Origin of the sequence: Halobacillus sp. BBL2006 (assembly GCF_000786645.1) — a bacterium.
In the GTDB taxonomy this organism is placed as follows: domain Bacteria; phylum Bacillota; class Bacilli; order Bacillales; family Halobacillaceae; genus Halobacillus.
This window is the reverse complement of the sequence record NZ_JRNX01000288.1, coordinates 1-2,191: the sequence shown is the minus strand read 5'-3', so window position 1 is coordinate 2,191 and position 2,191 is coordinate 1. Positions and strand designations below refer to the sequence as shown.

Below are 2,191 nucleotides of genomic sequence, written 5' to 3'. Positions count from 1 at the left end.
AGAAAAAACCAAAAACGAGAGAGACATCACGAATGAACGATTAGAGAAAAGAAATCATCTCGAAAAAGTACAGCAGCATTCCCAGTCTTTAGAGCGGTTATGGAAAGAATTGAAAAAGCTGAATCGGATGAGAAGCGATTATCAAGCATTTACAAAAGAATTTCGAGACGTGAAAGCGAGTCAAGCGCAGGCGAAGAAAGCCTATGAAGATGCTCTAGAAGAAATTCGGAGTCATCACGCTTATACATTGTCCCTTAGTTTGTCACAGGGAAGTGCTTGTCCTGTGTGTGGTTCACCGAACCATCCCCAGCCTGCTCAAAAGCCAGCGCACATCCTGGATGAGAGTGAATTGGAACGGTTGAAAGCAGCATATCAGACAGAAGACCAGGCTTTTCAACGCGTGCAAGAGAAAGCTGTTCAAGTGAAATCAGAAGGGGAGACTCAACGGCAATTAACGGAAGCTCTTTATGAAGATTTGCGAAATCTTGTAAAGGTTATGGAAGAAACTGCTATCAAAGAAGCATATACTCAAGTAAATGAAGAAATTTCAACACTGAAGAATCGTATTTCAGCGCTTGATCAGGAAGCAGAAATTATCCAAACCTCTGTAAATAAAATGCAAGCCATTGAATCAAAACTTGAATCCCTTTTACAAGAGTCTGAAAAAGCTAAGCAGGTCTACTACGAAAAACAACAAGAACAAACCCGTCTGGAAACGAAAGAACAATCGTTTCGCGAAAACTATTCCTTTTCCACTACAGATTCAGACGAATTGAATAATTTAGTAAAAAAAGCTGAAAATGAATTCGTGAAAGAAGCGGAGTATTGGGAACAAATCCAAAATCAGTATTCAAAAGTGAGAGATGAGTATCATAGTTCTAAAGTCACAGAAGAAGAAGCTGAGAAGTATAAAAAACACGTAGAAAGCGCGGCACGACAGCAAAAAGAAAAATTTAAACAAACGTTTGATCAATTTAAGTTTTCTTCAGAAAAAGCTTACCGTGATGCTCTTCTACCTGATCAGGTTATTAATGATAAACAGCTGGAAATTGATCAGTACAATCAAAAGAAAGCCATAGTAACTGAACGCATGGCTTACCTGCAGGAAAAATTAAAAGACAAAGAGAGACCGGATTTAGTGGGGCTCCAAAGTAAGTGGGAAGAATTCAAACTATTGTTAAAAGAGCAGCAACAAAAAGTTAATGAATTGCATTTGTCAGTTAAGCAGAACAAAGAAGTATACGCTTCTCTTGTCCATTTGGTACAAGAACAGGGGGAACTAGCTAAACAATATTATGACATTGCCGAATTAGCTCAACTTGCTAAAGGAGATAATCATTTACGTTTGTCTCTTGAACGTTATGTCTTAGCTGCATTTTTGGACGAAATCCTCGTCCAGGCAAATATTCGCCTTGATCAAATGACTGACCACCGCTATCAGCTTGTACGCAGTGATGAAGTGGCTAAGCGAGGGGCGCAAAGCGGGCTTGATCTGGAAGTTCTCGACCACCATACAGGTCAACAGCGTTCTGTAAGGACTTTATCAGGAGGAGAAGGATTTAAAGCTTCCTTAAGTCTGGCTCTCGGGATGGCAGATGTTGTCCAGTCTCACGCAGGGGGCGTACAGTTAGATACCTTATTTATCGATGAAGGTTTCGGTACTTTGGATGAGATCTCCCTGGAACAGGCAATCGAGTGCTTACGCGGACTTCAGGATGGCAACCGGATGTTAGGGATCATCTCTCACGTTCCACAACTGAAAGAGGAAATCCCTGCTAAATTGCAAATTGAAACAGGGCAGGACGGATCTCGAGTCAAGTTTGTATTTCAATAACACTGAGGGGGAACCGATGTGTCTACACCCTTTTCAATGGAATGGATCATTATTACAGAAGGAAAAGAAAATAGGGTGAACGAAGATGATAACCTCTTTGAACTTAGATATGAGGGGTATAAACTGTTTCCTTTGAATGAGCTGTTGGAATTAAGGAAATATCCCTTCTCAAAACAAACTGGCTACGCTGTGATTGAAGAGTTGGTCTTAAAGGAGCAGTCAACACTTTGTAAATACCGATTGATTTCTTTGCATACCGTCAATTAATGATGCCTGATTCTTTTTCCATTGTCAGTTTCTGCGCTTGCCCGGGAAATATATGAAGTCATTTCTCGATTATTATTTCTTTTTTATATT

Annotated in this window: 2 protein-coding genes; both read left to right on the top strand. The window is 40.1% G+C overall.

Annotated elements, in window-relative coordinates; translation table 11 throughout:
• Nucleotides 1-1,834, top strand: a 1,834-nt coding sequence (locus LD39_RS09455; RefSeq protein WP_035545547.1) for an SbcC/MukB-like Walker B domain-containing protein, incomplete at its 5' end; no start/stop codon positions are given.
• An 18-nt stretch (nt 1,835-1,852) separates the two neighbouring features.
• Complete coding sequence (locus LD39_RS09450) at nt 1,853-2,101, top strand: DUF2584 family protein (protein ID WP_052158799.1); 249 nt, start codon at nt 1,853-1,855, stop codon at nt 2,099-2,101.
• Nucleotides 2,102-2,191 lie beyond the last annotated feature (90 nt).